This is a genomic window from Pseudoalteromonas sp. NC201, from assembly GCF_002850255.1.
GTDB lineage: Bacteria > Pseudomonadota > Gammaproteobacteria > Enterobacterales > Alteromonadaceae > Pseudoalteromonas.
In genome coordinates this window covers 3,290,388-3,316,933 of record NZ_CP022522.1, presented here as the reverse complement: position 1 = coordinate 3,316,933, position 26,546 = coordinate 3,290,388, and the positions used below count along the sequence as shown (strand labels likewise).

Here is a 26,546-nt window from a genome sequence, read left to right as displayed (position 1 = left end):
TGATCTTTGAGCAATATTGATGGTTTTCAAGGTGTGTATGAAAAACAATCAAAAAATATCCTCTAAAGTTCTCTGCTGGTAACTCACGTTTTGACGAACCACTTAAAGTGTATGGTGACCGGTTGGAGGCACAAGATGGATAGAATTGCCTCGGGTCCGCGACGGCTGAGTGTTGAAGAGATACAAGAGCTTCGTCGTGATATGCAAGAATCGTCAGACTGGCCAAAACTGAACTAAAACGTCGACGAACAGCAAAAAATCAAAAAAATTCTGTGCATGGTATAGATGATGGTATCGAGAAAAGCCACCTGCCTAACTAGCTGTTATGTAGATATATTTTCTTCTTATTGATCTTCGAGTGGGAATAATGGCTCTAAAATGAGTTAGCATCCACTTAAGAAAATGGCGAATATGATAAATATTCGCCATTTTGCTTGTTTTAGAAGCAGTTGAATCAAAAAAGTGATTTTTCACTTTACCTTTCGAAAAAGCGCTTTATAATGCGTCGACATTGCAGGGGCGTAGTTCCAATTGGTAGAACAGCGGTCTCCAAAACCGATGGTTGCGGGTTCGAGTCCTGCCGCCCCTGCCACTTCTTATTTTGCACTTCGCATATTTTCAAAGTAAACTTCCTTAAAAAATTAAACTGCTTAGCCATGAATCCGATTTACGCAGATATTCTTGATATTGTACCGCTAAAGCTAAATTCTACATTTGCACATCTTGATCCCAACGCAGTTGTTGCTACTGATGTGAATGAGCTTCAGCAAATAGCTTTACCGACTGTTTTGTTGCAGGACTTTGAATTGGTAATGGGTAGAAAAATTGAGGTTGTCACGGGTAACACGATTGCACTTCAGGATAACCAATTGAGTTTGCCAAGTGCACAACTAAGTACGGCTCAAAAGCGTGCGTTGTGGCAATTAATCTGGAGTCAACAAGATGCAAGTTAAGCAAGGTGGCTTACTACAATTTCCACTTAATGAAATAATGCAAGTAGAACAAGCCTGTCATGCTTTTCCTTGGAGTGAGAAAACCATGCAGTCCTGCCTTCATGGTCGTTACTTTAATACAGCTATTGTTGATGGTAACACGCTAGTGGGTTTCTACGTTGCAGAGCGTGCGGGCCCAGACTTAACCTTGATGGATATTTGTATTCGTCCTAATTACCAAGGTAAGGGCTACGCGAAGCCATTAATGGAAGATTTGTTAGCGCAAGCAGAGACCTTGCAGGCAGAAAATATCTTCCTTGAAGTAAGAGCGTCAAACGCTTCAGCAATCGCGTTATATCATCGCTATGATTTTGTCGAAATGGGCTTGAGAAAAAACTACTACCCGAGCACTCATGGTCGTGAAGACGCAATGCTCATGGCCTTACCATTAGCCTAAGTGACTATTATCCGTGGGCTGGTCTATCGATAGGGTGTAGCGCATAGCCTCAGTGAGCTTAAGCAAATAGTAATGGCGATTACTGTTTTGTGTTTTTTGCAAACTGGTTTCTAGTTCCCCTGCGGCTTCATGAATATTCATAAAGCCAAAGCAACCCGCGCTGCCTTTGATACTATGTGCTAGTGCCCTTAAAGATTCCCATTCCTGTGTATCATAAAGCTTTTGCAGCTCAACTAGCTGTGACGGTAGCTTTTCAACGTAATTTCGGCTTATTTGTAAGAACTTTTCGGTTTGTAATAAGGCATCCCATGAAGAGGACTTGCCATTTTGAAGTTCAAGGTACTCTAGTAGTAATTTACCTAGCAATTCTTTATCTATCGGCTTGCCAAGAGTGGCATCACATCCTGCTTTAATATGGTTGTCTATGTCGTGTTTCATTACGTTGGCAGTAAGTGCGATGATTGGTCCATCATAGGCGGCATGTCTGAGCATTTGCGTTGCTTCTTCACCACCCATGACTGGCATTTGCATATCCATTAAGATCAGTTGATAGTCTTCAACCAGCGCCATTTCAACCGCTTCAGCACCGTTATTAGCAATATCAGGAACTATGCCCCAATTAGACAGTAGCAGCGTAATAAGCTCTTGGTTATCGGGATTGTCTTCCGCAACAAGCACTTTGGCATCAAGCTCTTTTACTGCTGCAATATGGGTTTTACTGTTATCCGGTTGTCTTGGTCGCTCAAGTGCGTTTAGCCAAGAGTAAGAGCGCTCTTTGAAATTACCCGAGACTTCAACAGAAAATAGACTACCTGCGCCTTGTTGGCTTTGAACATTTACGTCACCGCCAAGCAGTTGTGCTAGATTCTTTGATATACAAAGACCTAGTCCTGTGCCACCGAAGCGCCGAGTTGTTGTTGTATCAGCTTGCTCAAAAGGCTTAAATGCGCGCTCTAGCTCATTTTGCGACATGCCAATTCCGGTGTCTTTGATACTAAAAATAAACTTTTCAGATTCCGGTCTAAACTCCACCTTTAAATGAACGCCACCGTACTCAGTAAATTTCACCGCGTTTGTTGCGATGTTAAGCAAGATTTGTTTTAAGCGAGTAATGTCGGTGTAAAGCTTATCAGGCAACGGTAGAATAAATTCTGTGGAAAAGTTCAGTAGTTTTTCATTCGTCATCGGCTCAACGATGGATTCAATATCATTGATGAGTGGCATCACCAAGACCTCTGATTCCTCCACATCTAGTTTTTCAGCCTCAATTTTAGAGAGGTCTAAGATATTATTGATAAGTTCTAAAAGGTGTTTAGAGTTTCTTAAAATTGTGTCTAGGTGCTGTTTTGAGGCAGGAGAATTAGGATTCTGTATAAGCTGCTCGGTAAACCCCATAATAGCGGTAAGCGGGGTACGTATCTCATGACTCATGTTAGCTAAAAAGCGACTTTTAAGCTGGTTTGCCTGCTCGGCTTCTACAATAGCAACTTCTAGCTTGCTATTAGTTTCTTCTAATTCTTTGGTTCTGTCTTCAACTTTCTCTTCCAAGTGCTCTTTGTAATCCTCAAGCTCTCGCTGAAAGGTACGAATTTGGCCGATCATATGGTTGAAATCTCTGAAAAGAATGCCAACTTCGTCACTATTATGCTCTGGTAGCGCCACCATTAGATCACCATCTCCGACCCGGTGGCTCGCTTCGCCCAATAACTCTATTGGATTTAACAACAGGTTACGAACCACGATAAAAATCAAGATCGGTAGTGTAATCACAGATAAGATAACGATCAGTGCTGTGATCAGACTAATAGTTTTACCAGAGCGGTAAAGTAGCGACTTAGGGATCGTTGAAATATAAAAGTATCCACCGCTTAGTTGCGCGCTGTAGGTCATCCTTTCCACATTATCAATGCTATGAATAACGGTAGAGTCTAATTGCCCAAGATCAGCAATATAGCCTATTTTTTCTATTTCACTGGCGCTTAAATAGTGGCCAATGAGATTTGTATCTGAGCTGAATAATACCTCACCATCAATGCTCACCAAGAGGTTTAGCGTATTATCATACGGAGCTTCAAGTATGCTAGTACTTAAGAGAGAGGGAGAAACTTGTACGACGATATAGCCTTGTTGTCTAGGCTGCTTAAGTTCGTAATCTACACTGTAGATCTGCTGGACAAAATACAGTTGCGTACCTGCACTTGAGGCAACCATAAATTGATGTTGGCGTAAGTTACTTTGCATGATTTGTTTGGCGAAAGGGTAGAGGTTTGGCGCTTCGCCCAAGTTACTGGAATAAAATGCGGAGCTTCTGCCATTGGGAGATAAAAGATTGATACTAATGATATCAGGGTAGGCTTCACTATAACTGGCAAAAACATCCATTAGCGCACCTAAACGCTTAGTCTTTTCCATTCTTTCAAGATGGGCCGAATTAAGAAAATCACTAAGTACTGGAGAGGTTGAGAGCAGTTTTGTCGTGGACTGGTAGATCTCAATATAATTGAACATCTTCTGCTGTTGTTGTTCAACGAAACGACTAACAATGAGCTTGGCTTGTTTTTGCGTTGAGCTAGTTACATTCGTGAGCGTAAATCCGCCAAGAAACAGCAAGGGTAATATCACAAGCGGGGTGATATACCAAAGGAGTCGAATACTTAACTTGCTTGTTTTCATGGATAACTAGCTGCCTTGCTACACGAAATCTTAATGACAAAAAAATTAACATGAGTATTAAATCATAAGCTGGGGGAGGTGAATACTCAAGTTTGCTCAATCGCGGCGAAAATAAGATAAAAGGTGGGGATAACGTAAAAAAGCCTCCAAAAGGAGGCTTTTTTTGAATCAAATTCTAAAGAAGATTAGAAGTTATACTTCATACCTACTGAGAATCTACGACCATTAACATCATAGAACTCGCCTGAGTCGAATGTTGCTGGTGTACGAGGAGGTTCTTTATCAAATAGGTTACTTACACCTAGACGAAGTTGTAAATCCTCTAACACGTATGACTTATACATGAAATCCACAGTTGTATATGATGAAACTTCGTTGAAGTTATTAGCTTCAATAGTCCAATCTTTGTCATCAACCGTACTATGGCGGTAATTAACCGTTAACGCGTAAACTGATTCATCTTGCGAGTACACCGCTGTAAAACGGCCTTTCCAGCGTGGTGAATCGTCAGTTAGTCCAGTAAAGCTACGTAAGTCGTCAGCACGGCCTGTTGAGTTTTGAGTGTCTTTTTGAATGTAAGTCGCGGCTAATTTTAAAGCAACCTCACCACTCATGGCATCAAATCGATATGCCGACTCTAGATCGTAACCTTTCTTTACTATTTGTGCAGAGTTAATTGGGCGTTGATAGAAGTGTTCAATATCGCCATTTTCACCGCGAACTAAGTTTTTACAAAATAAGTTGTCAATTGATTCACTTTCATAACAGTATTTGATTATGTCTGTACGACCAAAGTATTGAATTGCGCCGTCAATTTCGAATGACCAATAATCAACAGTAAAATCTAGACCTTCGATAAATTCAGGTGTATAGATAAGACCTACAGTTAAGTCATTAGACACTTCGTTCTTAAGTTCGGTGTTACCAACGATTGAACCTTCAAGACTGCCGCCCGCAAGCCATTCTGAAGAAGGCATCCAACCTTCTGGTAAGCCGTCAGCTTGGCAGTTTCTAATAATGTTTTGTTTGTACTTGTAATCGTCACTTAGCTTTTTAATGCTGTCAGCACGACAGATGTCAGCACGGCCAGAGCTGTATTGTGTTGATGACGGTGCAAATAGATCACCTAAGCTCGGTGCTCTGACTGATTTTGAACGGTTAACGCGTAGTCTTAACTCTTCAGTTATACCCCAATTAAGTGCTAGCTTCCAAGCATCATCTCCACCAGTCACTGAATAATCCATATAACGATATGCACCTTCAAATGTTAAGTCTAATGCAAGAAATTCGTCCACGAGTAATGGTACAGATAGCTCCATTGAAAGCTCGTCAACTTCAATTTCACCATGCATTGGTAAGCTAGAATTACCGAAGATTAAGCCTTTTTCCATATTTTCAGATGGTGTTTTTTCAGCAACTTCGCGACGGTGCTCGGCGGTAAATGCAGCACTCACATAACCAGCAGGAAGCTCAAATAGAATACCATCGACGGTGGCTGCAAAAACAGCTTGATCATGTCTTGCAAAACGGGTCGCTACAGTCGAAATATAACCCATTTGCTCTGCAGTTGCTGATGTTGCACCCATAGGATTAAATGGTACACAGCCTGCGATTTGGCCAATGATCTTACCTTTACTATCACGGTCTACACATACAGTTTGACCATCGATAACGGCTGAGTTAACTGCGTTTAGTAAGTTTTGTTCAAGAACTTCACCTGTCCAAGTTGTATCTTGCTCTACGCGGCCAAATTGGAAATAGGCACTGTAACTCCAATCATCATTGATAATCCCTTCGGCACCAATAGATGAACGGAAGACTTCACGCTCTTGTTCGTAGTTACGGTCACCCCAAAGGTTTGAGTTCGCTTGATATAAAGTTACGCTATCAATACCTTTGACTAAATTACCATCTTTATCTTTGTATTCTACGCTATCCATGATATTGCCCATTTCATCGCTCACAAAGGCATTATCACGATAGATCTTATAGGCGAAGAATGTTGGACCGCTTTCAGTTGTCGAGTCTGTTTTTGACCAAGTTGCGTCAAATGTCAGAGCATGCTCATCATTCAGTTCGTAAGTACCATACGCAGAAGCGATTACTCGCTCTAGAGGTGTTCTAAAATAACTTTTTGATCCTTGAGTAAATACACCATCACCTTTGTTGTATTCATCGTGGAAGTAGCGGCCAGCAGCTAAGTCTGAAATAGCTGAATTTGGATCTGGGATCAAACCTAACCCATAGTTAAATGGTTGTAATGAACCATCTTCTTGAAATGCAAAGTGGTTATTTAAATATACATCACGAGTTTTATCTGCACCCGGAGCGATAGCAAAGAAATCACCTTTTTCAGAATATCTAGCGAGGGCCGTTTGACCGTTTAGTACGATATTCCCAGGAATGCCATCTTTGCTTCCTGTGTCAGAAGGGTTGGCTATCGATCGCATTGAATTTCTGTAGAAATCGCGGTCAAGCTTTGCATAGCTTTCGTTTTTCGTATAATTCAACGAGGTAATGAATGAAAGCTTGTCTAGCTCTTGTCCGCCAGTAATTGAGAAAGAGTAATCTTCACCGCCATTTTGTTCAGGCTTCACGGTGGAGATATCAACTTCTACGCCATCAAATGACTTCTTGGTAATGATGTTTACAACACCGGCGACAGCGTCCGCACCATAGACTGCTGCTGCGCCGCCTGTTGCGATTTCTACACGCTCAATAATAGAAGTAGGGATGTTGTTTAAATCTACCGCAGTGTCACCAACAGAGCCTGGTACAAAGCGACGGCCATTAACTAATACCAGTGTACGTTCTGAGCCTAAACCACGCAGATCAGTAGTATTTAAACCTGACGCATAGATGTAGCTGGTGGTATTTTCAGGAGATAGGCCAACACTAGCTTGAGGCATTTCAGCTAAAAGGTCATTTACGTTGGTGATGCCTTGGTTTTCAAGCTCTACACCACCAATTACAGTAACTGGTGTAGGTGAAGTTAGGTTCACACGTTTGATTCGTGAACCGGTAACTTGAATGCGCTCTACTGATTTAGCTTCTGTTTGTTCGTTTGCAACAGCTACTGAACTGCTTACGGCACCAGCGACTAAAGCAACTTGGATTCCAGCGGTAACTAGATTTAACTTCTTCAACATTTTGACCCTTATTTACTTTGTTTATAACGATGGCCGACCCTTTCCATACTTTGGAAGGCGACATATCGCAATATAGGTGCTGCGTTTTTACCATAAACAATTGTTAAATATGGGTTTTGTCTAAATGTGTATGATGTTTAAAAAAGGTGTAATGTGTGATTTTGTTGTTCCTTATTTGGTTTTCCTTATTATAATCAGTTGGTTATGGTGGCTCTTTGTGTCATCTTTTATTTACGGTTAGTAAGTGTTTACAAATGCTGTTATTGTTTTGAGAACAATAAATTTAAATTTGATAGAAATGATATAAGTTTCAGTTTGAAATTTAAGCTTTTTTGTAGCTGGAATTGTAATTTTTATGTGGGTTTTGCTGTGCTAAAAGTGAGCACTTGATGTTTTGAGGGGAATTCGACAGGGAACTTTTTTAGATAGGCCGAAAATCAACCTATCTCTTTATGGAAAATAGCTAATTTTGCATAGCTTTTAAGCGTCTGAGTTTGAGCTGCTCTTGAATAGCCTTTCCTTGGTAGCCGTCTGCAATGATCTCTTGTACATCGATGTTGCGAGTTGCTAAAAAGTTCTGTGTAAGTTTGTCACAAAGAGCACGTAAATTATCACTTACCTTGCTACAAATATAACAAAAGCGCTCTAGTTTCTCAGGTCTGCGCCATGCGTCTATATTTTGTAAGATAATAAGCCATTCATCAGGGGTTTTACTTTCTTTGCTCAATAAATCGAGATTTGCGATAAGCTCTTTGCTGCTTTCTAAGTAAATATTAGGCACTTTAAATCGTTTTGCTTGCTCTAACTGAATCAAGCAAGTACCCGAAAAGTAACAGGCAAGGCTGAATTGTGCTAATCCATCCAACTCATCATTCTTTTCAAGTCTAGAGAGTGCACTTTGAAATTTTCCATATGCTGCTTGATCCCACTCTGGGATGTATGGAGAAACAAATTCACGTGCACCTAACGCTGAGATCGTATTTAGAAAGTGTCCTAATCCGTTATCTTGTATTGTTTTTTCTATTTCTAGCCAAATACGCTCTTTGGTTAAGGTTTTTAATTCATCGTTAGCGACCATGGTTTGCATAAGGTGCCAAGTTTCAGTTGCAATGGTGAAGTTGTATTCTTTATAGCGAGCTGCAAAACGCGCTACTCGCAGCACTCTAAGTGGATCTTCACTAAAAGCGCTGCTGACATGGCGTAATATTCGGTTTTCTAAATCTTTTTGACCGCCATAGGGGTCAATAAGCGAACCATCATCATCTTTAGCAATTGCATTAACGGTAAGATCTCGGCGAAGTAAATCTTCTTCCAAGCTTATTTCTGGGCCAAAATCACAAATAAATCCAGTGTATCCTTGACCACTTTTACGCTCGGTGCGCGCAAGAGCGTGTTCGTCTTTTGTGATGGGGTGTAAGAATACAGGGAAGTCGCTGCCAACTTGCTGATAGCCCAGCTCACTCATTTGCTCTGGTGTGCTGCCAACGACCACATAATCTCTTTCTTTTATTGGGCGCCCTAGCAGTTCATCTCTAACTGCACCGCCGACGAGATAGATTTTCATTTGCTATATTCCATTTTATGCGATTCAAGGTTTTATCTTGAACCGGATTTTGCCATTATAGAGCGCATCATAACAATAAAGAGACAAGTCGTGTATTTACGCTATTTTGGGTTAACTGAAAAACCCTTCTCGATTGCACCAAATCCTGAATTCTTATTCCTTAGCGAACGTCACAAGGAAGCACTTGCACATTTAACCTATGGGTTGGGTGACGCGGGTGGCTTTGTACTACTGACTGGTGAGGTTGGTACGGGGAAAACCACAGTTACACGGAGTATGCTGGCTCAGTTGCCTGAATCAACGAAGGTTGCTTTTATACTTAACCCATCGCTATCGGAGCTTGAACTGCTTGCGACGATTTGTGATGAGCTGGAAATTGACTATGACAGCAACAACGCCACGTTAAAATCGCTTACCGATGTGATTAAGCATAGATTGTTAGAGAACCATCATAGTGGTGGTCATACAATGTTGATCATTGATGAAGCTCAGCATTTAGCACCGGAGGTACTTGAACAGCTTAGGCTGCTGACTAACCTTGAAACAGATCATAAAAAATTGCTACAAATAGTATTAGTGGGTCAACCAGAGCTACAGCATTTGTTGCAGCGCAACGAGCTGCGGCAATTAGCACAAAGGATCACGGCGCGTTATCACTTACTGCCACTTAGCGAATCGCAAGTGTTTGCTTATATACAGTATCGTCTGCAAAAAGCCGGTTGTCAGCAAGCTTTGTTCCACCATGATGCGGTAGCCTATGTACATCAAGTGACAGCAGGGATCCCAAGATTAATAAATTTGTTGGCCGACAGGTGTTTATTAGGGGCATACTCGGCATCGCAAACTCAGGTAACGAAAGCAATCGCTGTTCAAGCAGCAAAGGAGGCGCTACCCACTAATTTAGTGCCAGTTGCAAGCCAAGAAAAGAGTCGCGTGCCATTATTTTTTTCGGTTTGGCTTGGTATGTTATTTGTTGCGGGCTTTGGTTTGGCAAAATTGGTGTAGAGGGAAACATGTCGTATTTAACAAGAGCTATGAAACAGTCGCAGCAAGGTGCAGATGCCGAACAGGATTATTTGAGTCAACGCCAAGACGCCCAACTCATTTTCTATAAAAAGCTCGTTACCTATGCCGGTGCGGGTCTCTTGTCTTTGTCTTCACTTGGGGCGGGGTATTATATCGGTAAGATAACGACCCCAGCAGAAGTGCAACCAGCAGTAACGACTAAAGTGGAGGCGAAAAAAGAAGAGCAAGCTGAGCTTTCTACAGATCTTGCGGTGGAGAATAATCAGCAGGTGAAAAAGGCTAGTGTTGCTAGTCAAGAAGTGAGTACACCAGCGACAACTTCAGCGACAAACAACACTGTTAATTCTAATCTAGAGGCACAAACTGCTGAGCCTGAGCAGCACTTCCAGTGGGTGTCTGTGCAAATTGGCGTTGATAACCAAGGCAAGCCTCTATATCAACAACAATTGGTACCGGTAGATTCTGTTAAAGCTGTACCTGTCGTGTCAATCCCTACATCGGATGTCATTCAACCTAATCAGGTTACTCAAGACTTATCTCCAGGAGAAGTCCAAACGGCTGGGGAGTACGCGGGCTATCGTGTATTTGGCGCTAAGCCAAAACCACAAGATGATGAACTTGCCGGGGTATCAGAAGAACTTAAAAAAGCCTTTGCAGAGGCGGTAAAAGAAACAGCACCGCATGAAGAGCCTGAGGTGCTTGCTACTACTAAGGAGTCTGCTTCAGCTACGCCCATCGCGCTGCTGCCTGCCCAATTGCAAAATAGTATTCCAAGCTTGCGCTATCAAGCACATATTTATGCTACCGACTCCCATGAGCGGTGGATAAAAATAAACAATAGACCTTTATATGAGGGTGATAGTCTAGGGGCTTTGACCGTTGTAGAAATTACACCAGAGCAAACACGTTTTGATTTCGACGGTATTGAATTCAGCCTTGAGGCAATGGAGGACTGGCTGCCTTCATATTAAGGCAGCATTGAATGTTTAAAAAACCGAATAAGATCAAGCTTGAATTCTTCGGGCTTGATCGCTGACTCTAGCTCATCGTTTGCTTTTTTCGCGCTTAAATCGATATCTTGAACTTCAATGTAATGCATGTGCTTAGCGTGATAAAACACTTTAACAACGGGTTTTAGCGGCGTTTTGGGATTGCTTTGGGCAATAACACCGACCTTACCACTAGTGAGTTTTACTAAAGTGCCCACAGGGTATACGCCAATGCAAGCAATAAACCGGCTTAGTAGTTGTTCGTCAAAATGGTGAGGGCAGCCTTCACGCATTAACTTAAACGCTTTAATTGGTGTCATGCCCTCTTTATAGACGCGCTCAGCGGTCAATGCGTCATAAACATCAACGATAGCTGCCATTCTCACATGCTGAGGAAGTTCGTCCGCAGTTTTGCCATAAGGATACCCTGTGCCATCTAGGCGCTCGTGGTGATAGCCTGCTATTTCACAAGCAACTCGTCCAAGACCTGCATTGAGCAAAATATCAAAGCTGTATTTAGCGTGAGACTTCATGATGTGATACTCATCGAGGCTCAATTTTCCAGGCTTATGTAAAATATCGTCGGGAATTTCTATCTTACCAATGTCGTGGAGTAGCGCGCCTGTGGTCATCTCCTCGGTTAACTCTCTCGAATAGCCTAGGTGCTTACAGAAAATAGCCATTAAGATAGAAACATTAATAGAGTGCTCCAATAGATAGGCGTCTTTTTCTCTGATCCGCGCGATACAGGATAGTGCATCTTGATTGCGAAATACGGAGTCAATAAAGCCGCTTGCTGTTGCTTTAAAAGCCTCTATTTCTATCGCTTTACCCGCTTTAATATCCGCAAACGCTTTGCTTTGAATTGCTTTTGCTTCGTCGTAAAGTGTCACTGCATGTTGCATCTCTGCATCAACACTACACTTGCTCTGCCATGGATCATGCTCTGGTTTATGCGGCTCTTCTATATTTTCATCATGAGGTGGTTCGTCGTGAGGGTCATGTTCTGAAAGGCGCTTACTGGGATCGACCGTTACCTCTAAAACACCACTCTTTTGTAGCTTTGTAATGCTTGTTTTCGTTCTCACCCAGCCTTTGGTTTTAATCGCAACTGAGCCTGTCTGCTTTGTCACACCGACAACAAACATACCTGGCTCTAAATCACTGATATTAATGTTAATCTCTGGCATGAAGGTTCCTTAAGTTGTGTCTTTAAGCGTAGCAAAACTTGGTAAAATAGAAAGGATTAAAATATAAATATGATTGATTTTCCCCCAATAAACCCGCATCCTGAAAGAAACAAAAAGGAGTCTATCTTATGCGCTTATCTCCCTTGGTATTAGGCCTCATTGTCACTTTGTCTTGGCATGCGAATGCCAATTTGAAACAACAAGTTGCAGAGTCTATGCCTGAACTTGAGTCTTTGTACTTACATTTACATCAAAACCCTGAGCTCTCTTATAAAGAAGAAAAAACAGCAGGGCGTTTGGCGGATGAAATGCGCAGACTTGGTTATGACGTGACTGAAAATGTGGGTGGCTTTGGTGTTGTTGGCATGCTGAAAAATGGTGATGGTCCAACGGTGATGATCCGAGCCGATACCGATGGTTTGCCAATTATTGAAGAAACAGGGAAGTCGTACGCGTCAAAAGTTAAAGTGAAAGATGATGCGGGGAATTTGGTTGGTGTGATGCACGGTTGTGGTCACGACATCCATATGACCAGTTTAATCGGCACGGCAAAACAGCTAATGGCTAACAAGGAAAAGTGGCAAGGTACATTGATGTTAGTTGCTCAACCCGCTGAAGAAGTGGGGGGCGGCGCAAAAGCCATGTTAAAGGAAGGGTTGTATACTCAGTTTGCTAAACCCGATCATGTGCTTGGTTTGCATGTAAGTGCTGCGGTTCCTGCCGGTAAAGTGGCGATCGCACCGGGTTATGCACTGGCTAATGTTGATTCAGTTGACATCATTGTCAAGGGTAAAGGGGGGCATGGAGCCTATCCACATACTACCATCGACCCTGTGGTACTGGCCTCGCGGATTGTTTTGGGGCTACAGACCATTACGTCACGAGAGATCTCTCCGTTAGAGCCATCGGTGATCACAGTAGGCTCTATTCACGGTGGCTCTAAGCACAACATTATTTCAAACGAAGTGAAACTACAATTGACGCTACGTTCTTATAATCCGGATGTACGTGAGCAACAAATTGCGGCGATCAAACGTCTGACTGCAGGTATAGCACACAGTGCAGGATTGGAAGACAGTCTTGTGCCTGAGGTTATCGTTCATGAAAGTGAAAGCATTCCATCTACGTATAATAATCCGGAGTTGGCTGAGTTTGTAACTAGCGCCATTAAGCAGGAAATTGGTGCAGAAAATGTTGAACAATCTCAGCCGGTGATGGCTGGTGAAGATTTCGGCTTATATGGCCGTACGGATGACAATGTACCAATTACCATTTTTTGGCTAGGTGGTGTTAATCAAGCGGTATTCGATGCGGCACAAAAAAGCGGTGAGCCTTTACCTTCATTGCATTCTAGTCAATTTGCGCCAGATTATCCTATTGCCATCGCAACTGGAGTTAGAGCGATGAGCAATAGTGCACTTGCTTTGTTTAATCAAAAATAAGCTTTATCTAGCTTTTTTATCTCGCATAGTAAAAAGGCAGCCTCGGCTACCTTTTTAGTTTTTAGTCTTTATTTGCTGCTGCAAGCATTAACTCTCTATTGCGCTCTAGTTTTACCAGCATCGCATCTGCAATGGGTTTGAACTTAGCGAGCTCAGACTGAGGTAATGGTTCAGACTTTGGCAGTTTTACCGTTTTAGGATTTCGGTGTACGCCGTTCACCAAAAACTCATAATGAAGGTGAGGACCTGTCACGCGGCCAGTTGCACCGACGGTACCAATTTTCTGCCCTTGCTTCACTTTTTGACCTGTTTTCACAGCACGTTTATTCAAGTGTAAGTACTTAGTCACATACTTGCTGCCGTGCTGAATAAACACATAGTTACCATTGAGTTTATTGTAACCAGACTTAAGTACCTTACCGTTACCAGAGGAAACCACCGGCGTGCCTACGCGTGCCGCATAGTCTATACCATTGTGAGACGATACTCGGCCAGTCACAGGGTGAAGGCGACGCGGATTGAAGCTGGAGCTGATATATTTGAAGTTAACCGGTGCTCTTAAGAAGGCTTTTTTCATGCTACGGCCTTCAGGGGTATAGAATTCGTCATCAGTATGACGAACCGCGCTGTAACGCTCGCCCTGGTTGATAAATTCGGCAGCAATAATTTTACCATTACCGATTTCTTCACCGTCTACATAGTGCTTTTCAAACACTAAAGCGAAAGAGTCGCCCTTACGAATATCGTTTGCAAAGTCGACATCCCACCCAAAAATATCGGCGAAGTTCATTATTTGGCGTTCGCTAAGACCCGCTGAAATACCAGCGCTCCAGAAGCTGGAATTGATCTTGCCACCTGCCGATTTTTCGCGACTTTCGATTTCCTTGCTTTCGATTTTGGTTTCGTAATTACCCTCGTCGTTTAGGGTGACCAATAAGGTATCCGTTTTTGACAAGATGTATTTTAATTGAGCTAATTCACCACCATCATTGCTAGCAAAGCTAAGCACTTCTCCCGGGTGGATTTTAGTCAGCTTGCGGGTTTCTGCGTTGGTATTGACCAGATTGTGTAACGTTTTGGCAGAATAACCTGCGCGTTTAAAAATCACGGCTAGGCTGTCGCCAGACTTCACTTCGTGGTCTTTAAATTCAAATACAGGTTGTTTAGGGGCAGACTCAGGCGTGATGACTGGCGCTGCATCTAATTCAGTAAGTTGCTCTGTTTTTTCTGATATTTTTACTGGCAACTCGTAACGTTTCCCAACTTCTAAAGCTTTTCCGTCATTGTCTTTTGAAGCCGTTGCTTTTTCAGAGGGGATCAGGGCAATTCCGACCATCGCAGATAGGAAGCCGATGATGAGCACTTTGTGCTTTTTGGGGAGCTTATGAACCACATGAACCATAATGCGCCTTTTCTGCTGTCAAGAATTATTGTAGATAATATTGCAGGATATACGTAATAAACCCGTAATACCAGCGTTTTGTGCATTTAAACTCGGATAAATATAGGCTAGAATCGAGCGATTACAAGTTATAGCTGTTGGAGTGAGAATAGTGGATTTAGAAACTGCATTTGCAGAGATTAGCCGTGGTGCAGAAGAAATTCTGTTGCAAGATGAATTAAAAGAAAAGCTGAAGTCAGGTAAAAAACTACGTATTAAAGCGGGTTTCGATCCAACAGCGCCTGATTTGCATTTAGGACACACAGTGCTAATCAATAAAATGAAAACCTTTCAAGACTTAGGCCATGAGGTGATTTTCTTGATTGGTGATTTCACCGGTATGATTGGCGACCCAACGGGCAAAAATGTAACTCGTAAGCCACTCACTCGTGAAGATGTACTGGCAAATGCAGAAACATACAAAGAACAGGTTTTCAAAATCCTTGATCCTGCCAAAACCACAGTCGCATTCAATTCTGAGTGGATGGAAAAGCTAGGTACAGCCGGTATGATCAAGCTTGCTGCACGTCAAACCGTGGCACGTATGCTTGAGCGCGACGACTTTAAAAAGCGTTATGCAAATGGTCAAGCAATCGCAATCCACGAATTCTTATATCCACTGGTTCAAGGTTGGGACTCGGTTGCATTAGAGGCGGATGTTGAGCTCGGTGGTACCGATCAGCGCTTTAACCTATTAATGGGTCGTGAGCTACAAAAAGACGAAGGGCAAAAGCCGCAAACAGTACTGATGATGCCGCTACTTGAAGGCACCGACGGCGTACAGAAAATGTCTAAGTCACTAGGTAACTACATCGGTATTACTGATGCGCCAAACGACATGTTCGGTAAAGTGATGTCGATTTCTGACGATTTAATGTGGCGTTACTACGAATTGTTAAGCGCAAAAACACTGGATGATATCGCTGCACTTAAAGAAGAAGTTGCAGGCGGCCGCAACCCTCGTGACATTAAGATTGAATTTGCAAAAGAAATGATTGCTCGATTCCACAGTGAAGCTGACGCTGAAGCGGCGCATCAAGACTTTATCAAGCGTTTCCAAAAAAATGCCTTACCTGATGAGATCCCTGAAGTCACCGTAACTATTGAGGGTGAAAGCACGTTTATCACTAACTTGCTAAAAGAAGCCGGTTTAGTGGCAAGTACTTCAGAGGCGATGCGCATGATCAAGCAAGGCGCGGTTAAGCTAAATGGCGAAGATAAAGTAACAGACACAAAATTAGAAGTTGCGAAAGGTTCTTGTGAAATCTACCAAGTAGGTAAGCGTAAGTTTGCGAAAGTTACGGTAAACTAAACAAGCTAATCTACTTGTTATAGCCGAAGAGGTCAGTGTTTTACTGGCCTTTTTTGTGGTTGTTACAACATTAAGCTAGCAAAATTTATAATCACAAGCAGTAAGGCGGAAGTAGCAATAAATAGCCAGCGCATTTGATTAAGTAGCCCGAGTAAATGCTGAATATGCTCAGCTGAGGGTTGCGCTTTTGCACCTACCCGCATCACATCATAACGTTCACCAAAATAAAAGCGCGGCCCTGCGAGCTGTGTATGTAAATTTGCGGCAAAAAAGCTCAGTGCCCATCCGGTATTCGTTTGGCTAAAGTGACGGCCGTAGTATTTAATGTAGTGCCAAGTTTGCTTTGGTCTAAGTAGCAACGAAAAGCAGGTAATTAATAATCGAATGGGTACAAACTCAACGAGCCAAATCACGCGGGAAAGGCTTGTCATAAAACGGGCTGAGGGGGGCATTACTTGCCGCCAAGCATGGTCGCATAGCAGTAACAGTTTATAAAATAGCGCGAGATAGGGGCCTGCCATTAGATACAGTAAAGCAATGACAAAAAAATGGCGCAGGGTATTTAATGCGGTGCTATCTATGGTGGCTTTACAAATACCAAGCTCTGTTAGCTTCTCTACATCTCTTGCTACCATTCCTTGCAACACGGCTCTTGCGGTTACTTTTTGCTTTGACTTTATCAGCGCGGAAATACGCTTAGCACGGCTTTCATGGCTAATATCTAAGCATAAAAACAACACCAGCCCACCGAGCCAATTAGGATAAAAAGCAAAGCTAATAATCGCATAAGTTAATACGGTGATGGTTAATATAGGGAGGAGGAATCCCAGTGTGCCTGATAACAGTTGATAACTAGAAGCCGCTTTGGGGCGATAAACTTTTTCGGCAATCGCTTTAAATATAAGGCTAAGAATAAGATTAGGGTGATAAAGTGTTGATAACCTTACCCCTAGGCTGACAAAAATCGCCAGTAAGAAAATGATCAGGCCCTCATGGGCCTGAAGCAAGCTGTCGAGCACTAAAGCGTAACCTTATCCAGCTTATTAAGTAGTGCCATCACCATTTTAGAAGAGTTAACAGAAGCGACTTCTAGATACTCTTCGAATGATTGCGGTGATTCTTTGCCGGCGATATCAGATAGCGAGCGGATCACAACAAATGGCGTGTTTAAAGAATGACAAGCCTGCGCAATTGCCGCACCTTCCATTTCTACTGCTAACATCGTCGGGAAGTCTGCACGCGCCTTATCGATGCGCACTGGGTCACACATAAACGAGTCTCCCGTACAAATCAAACCAATCATAGTTTGAATGCCCTCAAGCGCATGTACGCTTTGCTCTGCAGCTTCAACTAATTTTGTGTGCGAAGTAAACGCAGCAGGCATTTGCGGAACTTGACCAATTTCATAGCCAAACGCAGTAACATCTACGTCGTGATGACGTACTTCATTTGAAATCACCACATCGCCGACGTTTAGTGATGGTTCAAAGCCACCTGCAGAACCCGTGTTGATCACGCAATCTGGCGCAAAGTTGTCGATAAGCAAAGTTGTCGCAACCGTCGCTGCCACTTTACCAATGCCAGACTGTACAAGCGTTACGTCAAGACCAGCCAGTTTGCCGGTATAAAAAGTAAAGCCACCTTTGGTCAATGTTTGCGGGTTTTCCATGGTGTTACGCAAAATGGTAACTTCTTGCTCCATTGCGCCGATAATGCCTACTTTCATCAAAAGATTCCTAATTTGTGGTGGGGAAAGCCCCAGTGTCAAAATTGCTTTTATTATACGAAAGGGGTTTTGATAGGTAAAACAAAAAACGGGCTGACGCCCGTTTTGCTAGATTTCTGCCAACTGAGTTGACTGTGCTTTTGCCTGTGAAGGAGACAGTACCGCAGGTTTGTAGGTGCGGTTTCTGGTTTTCTTTGGCATCTCCACTTTTTGGCCAAGCTTGAATAGGATTGCCGCACGGACCTCAGCGCTTTGGTAGCCACTTTTGATTTTCATACGAATGTGTGGAATACCCGCAGATTCCAGAGCGCCACTTACAAACCAATCTTTTTGTGCTTTATGGCCGTTTTTATTGGCGTTATTGACCAAGTCAACAGCGGCAACAATTTTCAGTGTCTCTTTGTCTACCAAGACATAATCCAACTGCTTATTCTTAGCTTTAGTTACCGCAGCACGACGTGCTTTTGGAGAGATACCCGGCTTGCACTCAATCACATCAATGAGCTTAATGCGGCTAACGATTTTATATCTATCGCCAACGGCACGTTCTAATAAATGTAGAAACGATGCTTCAACGGTGGTAAAAACAGATTCTTTACGATTAAATGGATAAGGATTGCCACCCACATCGGTGTACTTAGAAGCGACAATGGAAGCAACGACCACTAGAGCCAAAATAGCAAGTAACGCAAATTCCATACAAAACTCCAAATCAAAAAAATGACATCTGTGGTTTTATAAGCAATAGCTGTGCCATAAAACTACTTTACGGCAAGTCATAAGAATTTGTGTGGTTGGCTATGGAGGTGGACTATTTGTCGTATAGGAACGTATCTGACAGTGTTAATCGCCGTGATGTATTTCAGACCTGCGTCGACTAATTAATAGTTTACTATCAATAGGAATAAACTCACTAGCGGCACGGATCAGTGAGGCGGCGGTAAGCTGCGGCACGCCGTAAACTTCGACTCGGGTATGGTATTTATCTCTGAGTTTATTCGCGAGTAAATCAAAATCACCATCGCCAGTTACTAGAATAATTACATCGGATTCTGACGCGCACTCCATGGCATCAATGGTAATGCCAACATCCCAATCACATTTTGCGGAGCCATCGGCACGTTGAATATAAGGCTTTAACTTCACCTCAAAGCCAATCGCTCGCAGGATATTTTGGAACTGCTTTTGTTTGTCGTCACCCCGTTCGCTGGAATAGGCAATGGCTTGATATACCTCGCGATTAGCCGTTGCTTTACGCCAAAACGCGTTATAGTCAAAGCCTGTTTGGTAGGCTTGTTTGGTGGTGTAATAAACATTTTGAGCGTCAACTAAAATGGTGACTTTTTCCATAATGGACTCTTAGCAATAAATTTGCTTTATGATAGCAAGATTAGCGTTTGTTTAGCCATTTACTCATCGCGGCATCATAGGCTTTTTTAATGGCACCGCCATCGCAAGGGCGAGGCGGAGTACGCCAGTTATTACTTAATCCCTCTGGTGTAGGAATACTCGGATCGAGTCTAACCTCAGTATAGCACAGGCCATTTTCACGGTAGACGTTATAATGTGGTGTGGACGCGAGTAGCTCTCTTGGCTTGCTCGCAGCACTGGTTTGATGCGCTTTAGGCACGGTGATCTGCTGCGGCTTTTTTTGGTTTTGGCTGAGTACAACGTCACTGGGAGTGCGCTCTAAAAGTTGCTGACGAAATTGAGAGATTGCTTTGCGATGGTCTAACTTTTTAGGTTGCGTGACGACTGCTGCTTTGGCTATGTGCTTGGTTGTACTTTCAACCGTAGGCTTTTTTGGTTCCGTTTGCGCAGTTTTTAGTACTTCAACCGTATCGTCCTTCAGTGTCGGTTTTAACTCCTTTACTGGCTTATCTTCAGTTATCGCTGGTGTCTCAATATGCTCCACCTTGGGCTTAGTAGGCTCAATAACCAAATAGGTTTTCATTGCCTTAATTTCTAAAGGCTTTGAGGGGATATAAATACTTTGCTGCAAATACCAGCCGAGCAGTAGATGCAGCACAATAGAGCCGATAATGGTGAAACTAATTAGGTTGTTTTGGAGCGGCCGCATTATTCTTATTAATCCTTGAGTTATGCAGAGTTAGAGCTTAATCAACGTGTAAATGTTCCCTCAATAGACGAATTATTCTGTGATTAGTTGCGCCGATATGTGTTTCAGTAAAGTTAATTCACGCAAAATGGACATCCCTTTGTTATTTGCATCAGCAAGTTTAGCTTCATTGTGGGCTATGGCTTGATTTATGTTAATCCACAAAGGTTTCATACCATTAGCAAGTTCGTAATTCTCCATTGTTGGCAGATCAAATTTGCCACAGATCTCACAAACGTAGCAATAAGAAATAATATGTACATTATCATGATCTGGTTTATACCAAGGACGGTACTCTTCATAGCGACCAAAAGGAGTGAGACCTGTAATGGATACTGCACCAGTTTCTTCTTTTAGCTCGCGCTCTAATGCTGCTTCTAAGCTTTCCCCCTCGTTAACGCCACCACCTGGTAAGGTGTAATCGTCATAACGTTTGGTGTAAAGCATAAGAATGTCGTTGCCTCTAAGGACTATGGCGCGAGTGGTCTCTCTAGTAAAGCAGCTGCCTTGAAGCGGAATGACTGGGGTGTTGTTTAAGCTTTGCATGGGGGTTTTAACTTCAATTTAGGTAACAAGAATGGGTTTACAAAACGATACGCCTGCGTAAAAGCGGCGTATCGCGAATGAAGATATTAAAACGGAGCAGGGTACGCTTTAAATACAGTATCAATCTCGGCTAAAGACTCTGCACATAGCGGTTGTTCAAACGCTTGAATATTTTCTTTAAGCTGTGCCATGGTTGTCGCGCCGATAATAGTTGAAGTCACGCCATCGACTTGGTTGCACCAAGCTAGCGCCAGTTGCGCTGCAGTCATATTAAATTCTTTGGCGATTTCTAAATATTTTGCAACGGCTTCTTGTGCTAGTTGCGTATCTCTAAATAAGCCTTGTCTTTGCACTAAGGTAAAGCGGCTGCCTTCAGGTCTTGCACCCCCTAAATATTTACCGCTCAACATCCCACCAGCCAGCGGCGACCAAGGTAAATAGGCAACATCTTCGTTTACGCAACTCTCAATCAAGTAAGGCCAATCTTTGGCATGTAGCAAGCTAAACTCATTTTGAATTGAAACCGGCTTAGGTAGGTTGTGTTGCATTGCCAAATTAAGGTAAGTGTGAATGCCCCAAGGCGTATCATCAGAAAGGCCCCAATGGCGAATTTTACCCGCTTGAATACAGCTCGCTAAGCCTTCTAAAATATCTAGCATACCAGCGCGTTCTTCCTCGCGGTCAAGCGCACTCAAAGGCACCATGCCAGGCCATTGTTTACCAAAATGCGGTGAAGTACGGTTTGGCCAATGTAGTTGGTAGAGGTCGATATAGTCGGTATTCAGGCGCGCTAAAGAATCGTCCACCGCTTGGATCACAGATTGTCCCGTAATAGCACCGCCTTCACGGATCCAAGGTAATCCGCTGCCTGCAATCTTGGTTGCAAGCACGAGCTTTTCGCGCTTTTCTTGGTGCCGCTTTAGCCAATTGCCAATGATGGCTTCGGTTTTACCATAGGTTTCAGGTGAGGGAGGGACCGCATACATTTCAGCGGTATCAATGAAGTTAATACCACGGCTTAGTGCATAATTGATTTGCTCGTCGGCATCATGCTGGTTGTTTTGTACGCCCCAAGTCATGCTTCCTAAACAAATACGTGAAACTTCAAGTGGGCTACTACCAAGTCGTGAGTACTTCATGCAGGCTCCTGATTGATTGCTGAATGATTAAATATAGCCAAAGTAACGGATTTAGTACTTTGAACTGTATTGATATTGTTAGCATTATCTCTGTTTTGCAGTGCAAGTTGCAACAGACATCCACACAAGTATAGCCCAGAACACTATGGCCTATGTTCAAGATTGCAACAATTGGAAAATTAGCACATAATAAACACTGTTTATTTAGACAGTATTTTGGCGTGCGTAAATTTATTCATATTGATATGGACGCGTTCTATGCATCGGTAGAAATGCGCGATAACCCCGAGCTTGCAAAGGTGCCGATGGCGATTGGTGGGCGGAGTCATCGTGGGGTGCTATCCACGGCTAACTATATTGCTCGGCAATATGGCGTGCGCTCGGCCATGTCGAATTATCAAGCGAAAAAACTCTGCCCTCAGCTGGTGATTGTACCGGGGAGAATGGAGGTCTATAAGGCAATATCGCAACAAATTAGAACTATTTTTGCCCGCTATACTGAGCTAATTGAGCCACTGTCTTTGGATGAAGCCTATCTAGACGTCACTGAGTGTCAGCAATGTAATGGCAGTGCAACGCTTATCGCCGAGCAGATCCGAGCGGATATATTTGCAGAAACGGGCCTTACGGCTTCGGCGGGAATTGCGCCAATCAAGTTTTTAGCCAAAATTGCCAGCGATGAAAACAAGCCTAATGGTCAGTGTGTGATCCCGCCTCACCAAGTGAGCGCTTTTATTGATGTGTTACCTCTTAAAAAAATTCCAGGTGTAGGTAGAGTGACTCAACAGCGTTTGCTAGCCATGGGACTTGAGTATGGCCGAGATATTAAGGCACTGTCTGAAACTCAGTTACGCCAGTCATTTGGCAAGTTTGGCGCTGTATTATGGCGGCGTTGTCAAGGTATTGATGAGCGCCGAGTTGAGACCGATAGAGTGCGTAAATCGATAGGCGTTGAAACCACATTTGCAGAAGACACGCTCGACCTTGATACCTTAAAACAAGTCATAAAAGAAAAGTTGTTACCTGAATTGACTCGCCGAGCACAGCCTTATTTACAGCGTGGCTTTAATAAGCTTGGTGTTAAAGTGAAGTTTTACGATTTCACCCAAACCACCAAAGAATGCCAATACCAGCATATTGATTTGCCCGTTTTCGAAGAGCTATTGATTGAAGCGATGGCACGGCAAAAGTTTAAACCCGTGCGCCTCGTGGGCTTGCACTTAGGGCTAAATGAAAAATCTAACACACAAGCTCAACTGGGACTTTTTGATGGCTAATTCAGACCTACCTAGACTAAAAGATAACTGCAATTAGTTTATTTTGTGCTAGCTTCGAAGTTGTCGTGCAACAAACTAATCACGCGAACTGCGTGTAATTAAAACAACAACAAGAGGTAAGCATTATGCAATCCATAATGATCGTACTCTTCGGCATCATAGGGATGTTATTTGGATGGTTTGTCTATTCCAAATTTATTGCTGAAAAAATATTTAAAATGGATGACAACTTTGTCACGCCGGCTCATGAGCTTGAGGATGGCGTGGACTATGTTCCCACTAACAAAGTGGTATTGTGGGGGCATCACTTTACTTCAGTCGCAGGCGCTGCGCCCATTGTGGGACCTGCTATCGCCGTGTATTGGGGCTGGGTGCCTGCAGTGCTTTGGGTGGTATTCGGTACCATATTCTTTGCGGGTGTCCACGATATGGGCGCGCTGTGGGCAAGTGCTCGCCATAAAGGCAAGTCGATGGGCGCGTTGTCTGAAAGCGTAATTGGCAAGCGCACGCGTTCATTGTTTATGATAGTGGTCTTCCTTGTACTGCTCATGGTAAATGCCGTGTTCGGCGTGGTGATCGCAAACTCCTTCGTGGGTAACCCAAATGCGGTATTCCCCGCTTGGTCTGCTATCATCGTGGCACTTATCATCGGCCAATTGCTGAAACGAAAAGTGCCGCTAGTACCGCTCTGTATTATCGGGGTTATTGTGCTCTACGCGACCATTTATATGGGCAGTAGTATGCCGATTACCTTACCAACCGAAATGTTTGGTTTAAGCGACAAAGCCAATTGGATCATCATTCTGTTTATCTATGCTGCCGTAGCGTCATTGTTACCGGTTTGGATGCTATTACAACCTCGTGACTTTATTAACGGCATGCAGCTGTTAGTGGGGTTGATCCTGCTTTATGGTGCGGTATTTGTTGTCATGCCAGATATCACTGCGCCTGCGTTTAATACCCAAACGGTAGAAAACACCCCGAGTATTATCCCCTTGCTGTTTGTGACTATTGCTTGTGGTGCGGTATCAGGTTTCCACGGTATTGTTTCGTCGGGAACGAGTTCAAAACAACTAGACAAAGAAAAAGACGGTCGTTTTGTCGGCTACTTAGGTGCAGTTGGTGAAGGCTCACTAGCACTTATCACTTTGGTCGCCGTGAGTGGTGTGATGCTCGCAGTATCACCTGAAGAGTGGCACGAAATTTATAGCCACCTTGGTGCTGGCAGTGTATCAGCCTTTATTAACGGTGGTTCAAATCTTATTAGTACAGGTTGGGGACTACCAGTCGAGATCGCATCAACCCTACTTGCCGTTATGGTTGTACTTTTTGCTGGTACTACCATGGATTCTGGCGTTAGACTTCAGCGTTATATTATTCAAGAGTGGGGCGAGATCTATAACATCAAGTTCCTGAACAACGGTATCATCGCGACTTTATTGGCCGTAGCATGCTGTTTGCTACTCGCCTTTGGCGCTGGTGGCGCATCGGGTAGTGGTGGTATGGTGATTTGGCCGCTGTTTGGTTCAACCAACCAAATCTTGGCAAGCTTAACCTTGTTGGTTATCTCAGTGTATCTTATCAAACTAGGGCGTCCCGCTAAGTACACCTTGATCCCTATGGTATTTGTGCTGGTGATGGCGTTTTTTGCTGGAGTGATCAAGCTAGGTGAATACTACCAAAAAGGCAATTGGCTGTTGGTTGTGCTTGACGTCATCGTGCTGGTGGTCAGTATTTTGGTGATGTTAGAAGCTTGGTCTGTGATCAGCAAAACCAAAGCGAAACCAGATGAAGCCCGTGATATGTCGTAGTTCCCTTGGAACTTGACCACAAATCACCTATAGTCGGCCCTAATTCTAATATAGAAAAGGGCCGTTTTTATGTCTTTTCCAATCGCATTACCTTGTAACACCCTATTTGAAAGCGATGCAGATGCTATCGTTGTTGTTACTCATGATATTCAAAACCTTGGCAGTGCGGAGCTTGACGAAGTTGCTGCACCATTTTTAGCTGTAGATGCGCGCATTGCGCAAAAGGCAAGCCTGCTTGTTTCAGACAAAGTACCTGGCAAGCGCTTGGTGATTGCGCCAACCGGACCTCTCGACAGAGATTACGATGACGTTCGTCGTTATTTTGAAGCGGCAAAGGCTGGTATTTTAGAAGCGAAAGCGGCTGGTGCGGTAAAACCTGTGCTTGCTGTTGTAAATGTGCCAGCCGATGCTCGTTACGAAAATGCGCGTGCAGTCAGCTTTTTAGGTGCATGCCAAGGCTTATGGCAGCCATTAGAAGCCCGTGAATACCGTGGCGAAACGATTGAGCCAATCGAAGCGATTTATCTGTTTGAAGCATCCGCACAAAGCTGCGATCAGCTTAGCGCAATTGCTGCAGGTCAGTATGCTGCGCGAGATTTATGTGGCACTGAACCTGAGCGCATGGCGCCGCCACGTTTTGCTGACTACTGTGTTGAATTATTCCAAGGCTCAGCGGTAAACGTTGAAGTAATTGCAGACCGTCAAATTATGGATGAGCAGTATCCACTATTAAGTACAGTGGCACGCGCCTCTTACGCCGTTGAGCGTCATCATCCTCGGGTGGTAAAAATGGCATACGAGCCAGAAGGTGACGTTGAACGTACCCTTATCTTTGTTGGTAAAGGCCTTGTGTACGATACCGGTGGTGCAGACCTTAAAGTGGGCGGTTTTATGGCGGGCATGAGCCGTGACAAAGGCGGTGCGGCGTCAGTGGTTGGTTTTATGGAAGCGGTTGCTAAGTATCAGCCAAAAGGCGTTAAGGTTATTGCTTACCTTGCCGTGGTTCGTAACTCGATTGGTTCTGACTGTTTCGTGCCAGATGAAATCATTGAAAGCAGAGAAGGCGTTCGCGTTCGTATTGGTAATACCGACGCGGAAGGCCGCTTGGCGATGGGCGACTTACTGAGCGAAGCAAAAGACTTAGCTCTTGGTGAGAAAAACCCTGAGATCTTTACGGTTGCAACACTGACAGGTCATGCGGCGCGCGCTATGGGTCCTTATAGTGCCTATGTTGAGAATGGTCCTGCACGAGCGGCACAAGTGTCTCGCAAGATTGCAGACATGGGCGACTTATGGGCAGATTGCGCTGAAGTATCGCGTAGCCGACGTGAAGACTATGACTTTGTAAAACCACGCACCCTTGCGGATGATGTGCTATCGAGCAACAACGCTCCATCGGCGGTTACCGCTCGTGGTCACCAATTTCCAATGGCATTTTTGGCAATTGTTGGTGGCTTAGACAAGCATGGTTGTAATGCAGAATTGCCAATTCCGTATGTACATATGGATATTGCAGGTAGCGGCGTTGAAGGTGGCGACTGGCAGCATGGCAAACCAACCGCTGCAACCGTTGCAAGCTTGTTTGCTCGGTATTGTATTTAATACCAATTGAATTAATTCTCTAATCAATTTGAAGGGTGAAATAGCGTATTAGCTTCGTTAAAAATTTCTCATTTAGAACAACTAAATAGCAAAATTTTTGCCTTGCTACTAAAGCTATTTTCCCGCTTCAAGATAGATCATTTACTTAATA

21 protein-coding genes and 1 tRNA gene are annotated in these 26,546 nt (G+C 43.5%); 10 read left to right on the top strand and 12 right to left on the bottom strand.

Annotation, left to right across the window (positions count from 1 at the left end; genetic code table 11):
• Positions 1 to 515: 515 nt before the first annotated feature.
• The 3 genes from PNC201_RS14425 to rimI all read left to right on the top strand — a co-directional run bounded on the left by PNC201_RS14425 (position 516) and on the right by rimI (position 1,389).
• Positions 516 to 592: transfer RNA gene (locus PNC201_RS14425), tRNA-Trp, on the top strand.
• 64 nt (positions 593 to 656) lie between these two features.
• The gene (locus PNC201_RS14420; RefSeq protein WP_102057456.1) at positions 657 to 953 is read left to right on the top strand and encodes a hypothetical protein; all 297 of its coding nucleotides are present in this window, start codon (positions 657 to 659) and stop codon (positions 951 to 953) included.
• Positions 943 to 1,389, top strand: coding sequence for a ribosomal protein S18-alanine N-acetyltransferase (gene rimI, locus PNC201_RS14415; RefSeq protein WP_010605967.1), 447 nt, complete (start codon positions 943 to 945; stop codon positions 1,387 to 1,389). Before PNC201_RS14420 ends, rimI begins: the two co-directional genes overlap by 11 nt.
• Here the strand turns inward: rimI and PNC201_RS14410 are convergent.
• The 3 genes from PNC201_RS14410 to PNC201_RS14400 form a co-directional block, all read right to left on the bottom strand.
• Positions 1,381 to 4,062, bottom strand: coding sequence for an ATP-binding protein (locus PNC201_RS14410; protein ID WP_102057455.1), 2,682 nt, complete (start codon positions 4,060 to 4,062; stop codon positions 1,381 to 1,383). The genes rimI and PNC201_RS14410 overlap by 9 nt on opposite strands.
• 185 nt (positions 4,063 to 4,247) lie before the next feature.
• Positions 4,248 to 7,211: a TonB-dependent receptor domain-containing protein gene (locus PNC201_RS14405; protein ID WP_102057454.1), complete on the bottom strand. Its 2,964-nt coding sequence runs from the start codon at positions 7,209 to 7,211 to the stop codon at positions 4,248 to 4,250.
• A 463-nt stretch (positions 7,212 to 7,674) separates the two neighbouring features.
• Positions 7,675 to 8,775 carry a tRNA nucleotidyltransferase gene (locus PNC201_RS14400; RefSeq protein WP_102057453.1) on the bottom strand — a complete coding sequence of 367 codons (1,101 nt, stop codon included), beginning with the start codon at positions 8,773 to 8,775 and terminating at the stop codon, positions 7,675 to 7,677.
• Between the two features lie 90 nt (positions 8,776 to 8,865).
• Here PNC201_RS14400 and PNC201_RS14395 point away from each other — a divergent pair, with 90 nt between their 5' ends.
• Together PNC201_RS14395 and PNC201_RS14390 are read left to right on the top strand one after the other, a co-directional pair.
• The gene (locus tag PNC201_RS14395; protein ID WP_102057452.1) at positions 8,866 to 9,780 is read left to right on the top strand and encodes an ExeA family protein; all 915 of its coding nucleotides are present in this window, start codon (positions 8,866 to 8,868) and stop codon (positions 9,778 to 9,780) included.
• 8 nt (positions 9,781 to 9,788) lie between these two features.
• Entirely contained in the window at positions 9,789 to 10,772 is a 984-nt protein-coding gene (locus tag PNC201_RS14390) for a general secretion pathway protein GspB (protein WP_102057451.1), read from the top strand.
• Here the strand turns inward: PNC201_RS14390 and PNC201_RS14385 are convergent.
• Positions 10,769 to 11,980 carry an HD-GYP domain-containing protein gene (locus PNC201_RS14385; RefSeq protein WP_010605973.1) on the bottom strand — a complete coding sequence of 404 codons (1,212 nt, stop codon included), beginning with the start codon at positions 11,978 to 11,980 and terminating at the stop codon, positions 10,769 to 10,771. The genes PNC201_RS14390 and PNC201_RS14385 overlap by 4 nt on opposite strands.
• 128 nt (positions 11,981 to 12,108) lie before the next feature.
• On the opposite strand from PNC201_RS14385, the gene PNC201_RS14380 reads away from it, so the two are divergent.
• Positions 12,109 to 13,422, top strand: a complete 1,314-nt coding sequence (locus tag PNC201_RS14380; protein ID WP_102057450.1) for a M20 metallopeptidase family protein — start codon at positions 12,109 to 12,111, stop codon at positions 13,420 to 13,422.
• A 61-nt stretch (positions 13,423 to 13,483) separates the two neighbouring features.
• On the opposite strand, the gene PNC201_RS14375 is transcribed toward PNC201_RS14380, so the two are convergent.
• On the bottom strand, positions 13,484 to 14,824 hold the full coding sequence (locus tag PNC201_RS14375; protein ID WP_010605975.1) for a peptidoglycan DD-metalloendopeptidase family protein: 1,341 nt from the start codon (positions 14,822 to 14,824) through the stop codon (positions 13,484 to 13,486).
• Positions 14,825 to 14,975: 151 nt separating this feature from the next.
• Here PNC201_RS14375 and tyrS point away from each other — a divergent pair, with 151 nt between their 5' ends.
• On the top strand, positions 14,976 to 16,175 hold the full coding sequence (gene tyrS, locus PNC201_RS14370) for a tyrosine--tRNA ligase (RefSeq protein WP_102057449.1): 1,200 nt from the start codon (positions 14,976 to 14,978) through the stop codon (positions 16,173 to 16,175).
• Positions 16,176 to 16,237: 62 nt separating this feature from the next.
• On the opposite strand, the gene PNC201_RS14365 is transcribed toward tyrS, so the two are convergent.
• From PNC201_RS14365 to PNC201_RS14335, 7 genes are all read right to left on the bottom strand, one after another.
• A complete protein-coding gene (locus PNC201_RS14365; RefSeq protein WP_102057448.1) occupies positions 16,238 to 17,194 on the bottom strand; it encodes a cobalamin biosynthesis protein in 957 nt (318 codons plus the stop codon).
• Positions 17,194 to 17,901 (bottom strand): 5'-methylthioadenosine/S-adenosylhomocysteine nucleosidase, encoded by a 708-nt coding sequence (gene mtnN, locus PNC201_RS14360; RefSeq protein WP_102057447.1) that lies wholly within the window; start codon positions 17,899 to 17,901, stop codon positions 17,194 to 17,196. The genes PNC201_RS14365 and mtnN overlap by 1 nt, the downstream gene beginning before the upstream one ends.
• Positions 17,902 to 18,009: 108 nt before the next feature.
• Positions 18,010 to 18,600 (bottom strand): DUF2726 domain-containing protein, encoded by a 591-nt coding sequence (locus tag PNC201_RS14355; RefSeq protein ID WP_010605979.1) that lies wholly within the window; start codon positions 18,598 to 18,600, stop codon positions 18,010 to 18,012.
• 144 nt (positions 18,601 to 18,744) lie between these two features.
• Positions 18,745 to 19,251, bottom strand: a complete 507-nt coding sequence (locus tag PNC201_RS14350; protein ID WP_102057446.1) for a LabA-like NYN domain-containing protein — start codon at positions 19,249 to 19,251, stop codon at positions 18,745 to 18,747.
• 40 nt (positions 19,252 to 19,291) lie between these two features.
• A complete protein-coding gene (locus PNC201_RS14345; RefSeq protein ID WP_102057445.1) occupies positions 19,292 to 19,981 on the bottom strand; it encodes a hypothetical protein in 690 nt (229 codons plus the stop codon).
• 72 nt (positions 19,982 to 20,053) lie between these two features.
• The gene (locus PNC201_RS14340; RefSeq protein WP_010605982.1) at positions 20,054 to 20,566 is read right to left on the bottom strand and encodes an NUDIX hydrolase; all 513 of its coding nucleotides are present in this window, start codon (positions 20,564 to 20,566) and stop codon (positions 20,054 to 20,056) included.
• 86 nt (positions 20,567 to 20,652) lie between these two features.
• Positions 20,653 to 21,705 (bottom strand): aldo/keto reductase, encoded by a 1,053-nt coding sequence (locus tag PNC201_RS14335; protein WP_010605983.1) that lies wholly within the window; start codon positions 21,703 to 21,705, stop codon positions 20,653 to 20,655.
• A gap of 221 nt (positions 21,706 to 21,926) precedes the next feature.
• Between PNC201_RS14335 and dinB the strand changes: the two genes are divergently transcribed.
• From dinB to PNC201_RS14320, 3 genes are all read left to right on the top strand, one after another.
• Complete coding sequence (gene dinB, locus PNC201_RS14330; protein ID WP_442793308.1) at positions 21,927 to 22,982, top strand: DNA polymerase IV; 1,056 nt, start codon at positions 21,927 to 21,929, stop codon at positions 22,980 to 22,982.
• Positions 22,983 to 23,107: 125 nt separating this feature from the next.
• Positions 23,108 to 24,793 carry a carbon starvation CstA family protein gene (locus PNC201_RS14325; protein WP_102057443.1) on the top strand — a complete coding sequence of 562 codons (1,686 nt, stop codon included), beginning with the start codon at positions 23,108 to 23,110 and terminating at the stop codon, positions 24,791 to 24,793.
• A gap of 69 nt (positions 24,794 to 24,862) precedes the next feature.
• On the top strand, positions 24,863 to 26,395 hold the full coding sequence (locus PNC201_RS14320; RefSeq protein ID WP_102057442.1) for a M17 family metallopeptidase: 1,533 nt from the start codon (positions 24,863 to 24,865) through the stop codon (positions 26,393 to 26,395).
• The last annotated feature ends 151 nt before the right edge of the window (positions 26,396 to 26,546 follow it).

Coding starts and splice junctions, on each gene's coding strand:
- PNC201_RS14420 (WP_102057456.1), top strand. CDS start 657: ATGAATCCGATTTACGCAGATATTCTTGATATTGTACCGCTAAAGCTA.
- rimI (WP_010605967.1), top strand. CDS start 943: ATGCAAGTTAAGCAAGGTGGCTTACTACAATTTCCACTTAATGAAATA.
- PNC201_RS14410 (WP_102057455.1), bottom strand. CDS start 4,062: ATGAAAACAAGCAAGTTAAGTATTCGACTCCTTTGGTATATCACCCCG.
- PNC201_RS14405 (WP_102057454.1), bottom strand. CDS start 7,211: ATGTTGAAGAAGTTAAATCTAGTTACCGCTGGAATCCAAGTTGCTTTA.
- PNC201_RS14400 (WP_102057453.1), bottom strand. CDS start 8,775: ATGAAAATCTATCTCGTCGGCGGTGCAGTTAGAGATGAACTGCTAGGG.
- PNC201_RS14390 (WP_102057451.1), top strand. CDS start 9,789: ATGTCGTATTTAACAAGAGCTATGAAACAGTCGCAGCAAGGTGCAGAT.
- PNC201_RS14385 (WP_010605973.1), bottom strand. CDS start 11,980: ATGCCAGAGATTAACATTAATATCAGTGATTTAGAGCCAGGTATGTTT.
- PNC201_RS14380 (WP_102057450.1), top strand. CDS start 12,109: ATGCGCTTATCTCCCTTGGTATTAGGCCTCATTGTCACTTTGTCTTGG.
- PNC201_RS14375 (WP_010605975.1), bottom strand. CDS start 14,824: ATGGTTCATGTGGTTCATAAGCTCCCCAAAAAGCACAAAGTGCTCATC.
- mtnN (WP_102057447.1), bottom strand. CDS start 17,901: ATGAAAGTAGGCATTATCGGCGCAATGGAGCAAGAAGTTACCATTTTG.
- PNC201_RS14355 (WP_010605979.1), bottom strand. CDS start 18,600: ATGGAATTTGCGTTACTTGCTATTTTGGCTCTAGTGGTCGTTGCTTCC.
- PNC201_RS14350 (WP_102057446.1), bottom strand. CDS start 19,251: ATGGAAAAAGTCACCATTTTAGTTGACGCTCAAAATGTTTATTACACC.
- PNC201_RS14345 (WP_102057445.1), bottom strand. CDS start 19,981: ATGCGGCCGCTCCAAAACAACCTAATTAGTTTCACCATTATCGGCTCT.
- PNC201_RS14340 (WP_010605982.1), bottom strand. CDS start 20,566: ATGCAAAGCTTAAACAACACCCCAGTCATTCCGCTTCAAGGCAGCTGC.
- PNC201_RS14335 (WP_010605983.1), bottom strand. CDS start 21,705: ATGAAGTACTCACGACTTGGTAGTAGCCCACTTGAAGTTTCACGTATT.
- PNC201_RS14325 (WP_102057443.1), top strand. CDS start 23,108: ATGCAATCCATAATGATCGTACTCTTCGGCATCATAGGGATGTTATTT.
- PNC201_RS14320 (WP_102057442.1), top strand. CDS start 24,863: ATGTCTTTTCCAATCGCATTACCTTGTAACACCCTATTTGAAAGCGAT.